Source organism: Borreliella californiensis, assembly GCF_014205885.1.
Classification (GTDB): domain Bacteria; phylum Spirochaetota; class Spirochaetia; order Borreliales; family Borreliaceae; genus Borreliella; species Borreliella californiensis.
The window spans coordinates 1-1,125 of the sequence record NZ_JACHFB010000035.1; the positions used below are offsets into that span (position 1 = coordinate 1).

The following is a 1,125-nucleotide window of genomic DNA, read 5'->3' on the forward strand; positions in this document are numbered from 1 at the left end:
TAATACCCATTTAAGCATTTCTGAAAGAGACATTAAATTCTTTTCTACATTATCAATCTTAGCATTTAAATTCTTTTCTACATTATCAATCTTAGTGTCTAAATTATCTATTTTTAGATTTAAATTCTTCTCTACATTGTCTATTTTTGCGTTTAAATTCTTTTCTACATTATCAATCTTAGTGTCTAAACCATCTATTTTTAGATTTAAATTCTTTTCAACATTATCTATTTTGATATCTAAATTAGATATATCCTTTTGTAAATTCTTCTCTACATTATCAATTTTAGTGTTAAGCTCATTTTTGACATTATCTATTTTAGAAACAAGATTATCAAACTTTATATCAAATTGTTTTTCTAAATTTTCTAAATCTCTATATGTTAGCTCATTGTGATAATATCTTTTAGACAAATCTTGTGCTATTAGTTGTTCCATGCCTAGTCGAAGAAACTCTTTATATATTTGTTCTTGACTTACACCTACAATATTTGTTGACACTGTTTCCATAATATTTTCCCTTATAGTCATATTATACACTATTTTAGATTGATTGGCCTTAGAGATTTTTATATGTAAAGTAGAATTTCTTGCAAGACAAACCTTTTTGTAATTTACATTTTTAACTCCAAATATCAGTTTTAAATTTTTTTACAGTAGTTTTTTTAAAAAAAATATTATAAAACCCTTAAATTATTTTTTTTCTTTGTATAGTACAACAAATGCTACCCCCCCAATATGATTTATTGTCTTGATTTCAATAATATTTTCGGCTCCTATTTGGTTAATAAAATTAACCAATCCTATTCCCAAAACTTCAGCTGGAGATTTGTTTTTGTCTTCTTTTTTTACAGAAAAATTAAAGTAAGACTCGCTAGGACTTTTAAAGGCAGCTATTAAAGTTTTAACTTTAATAATTTCATCTTTTTTAATTTCATATGAAATTAAATTACTAATATTGATAATAAACATAAATAATATTAATAAATTAATTTTTTGCATATTGTGCTCCTTAATAAATAGTATATTAGTAATCTTATATCCTTATTAAGAATTTATCCCAAAATATAAAATGCTTTTAAATACAATAGAAATAAACGATTTTAAGATTATAAAAGAGAATTT

General features: G+C 22.8%; 2 protein-coding genes. Both read right to left on the reverse strand.

The window, feature by feature from the left end:
* A partial coding sequence (gene bdr / locus HNP67_RS06820) for a Bdr family repetitive protein (protein ID WP_184125818.1) occupies nucleotides 1-510 on the reverse strand: 510 nt, incomplete at its 3' end.
* Between the two features lie 183 nt (nucleotides 511-693).
* The gene (locus HNP67_RS06825; protein ID WP_184125820.1) at nucleotides 694-1,002 is read right to left on the reverse strand and encodes a hypothetical protein; all 309 of its coding nucleotides are present in this window, start codon (nucleotides 1,000-1,002) and stop codon (nucleotides 694-696) included.
* Nucleotides 1,003-1,125 lie beyond the last annotated feature (123 nt).

Excerpts from the sequence above, each read along its gene's own strand:
- HNP67_RS06825 (WP_184125820.1), bottom strand. The coding sequence starts at position 1,002 with ATGCAAAAAATTAATTTATTAATATTATTTATGTTTATTATCAATATT.